General features: G+C 45.0%; 1 protein-coding gene. It reads right to left on the bottom strand.

Going from position 1 to position 598, the window contains the following annotated elements; translation table 11 throughout:
- Positions 1–598 (bottom strand): collagen-flanked surface repeat-containing protein (locus D8793_RS11785; RefSeq protein WP_446677581.1); only part of this gene is annotated, 598 nt, incomplete at both ends.

Below are 598 nucleotides of genomic sequence, written 5' to 3'. Positions count from 1 at the left end.
ACCAGCTTTTCCATCTTTGACGATAGTTGAAGATGTTACTTCGTCTGGATCAAGTTCACCGTTACCATTCTTATCGAGACCGACTTGAACTGTGTGCGTGCCATTGTTGTTGTCTACAACTTTAGCTAGTGGAGATTTTCCATCCTTACCGTCTTTGACGATTGTTGAAGAGGTTACTTCATCTGGATCCAACTGACCGTTGCCGTTCTTATCAAGACCAACTTTAACAGTATGCGTGCCATCGTTGTTATCAACGACTTGCGCCAATGATGGCTTGCCGTCTTCACCTTTAGCACCAGTTGCGCCTGTAGCTCCAGTTTCACCTTTATCGCCTTTAGCTCCGGTTGCGCCTGTAGCACCAGTGGCACCAGCTTTTCCATCTTTGACGATAGTTGAAGATGTTACTTCGTCTGGATCAAGTTCACCGTTACCATTCTTATCGAGACCGACTTGAACTGTGTGCGTGCCATTGTTGTTGTCTACAACTTTAGCTAGTGGAGATTTTCCATCCTTACCGTCTTTGACGATTGTTGAAGAGGTTACTTCATCTGGATCCAACTGACCGTTGCCGTTCTTATCAAGACCAACTTTAACAGTA

This window comes from Streptococcus cristatus (assembly GCF_003943465.1).
Taxonomy (GTDB): domain Bacteria; phylum Bacillota; class Bacilli; order Lactobacillales; family Streptococcaceae; genus Streptococcus; species Streptococcus cristatus_C.
This window is presented reverse-complemented; position numbering and strand designations above follow the sequence as displayed.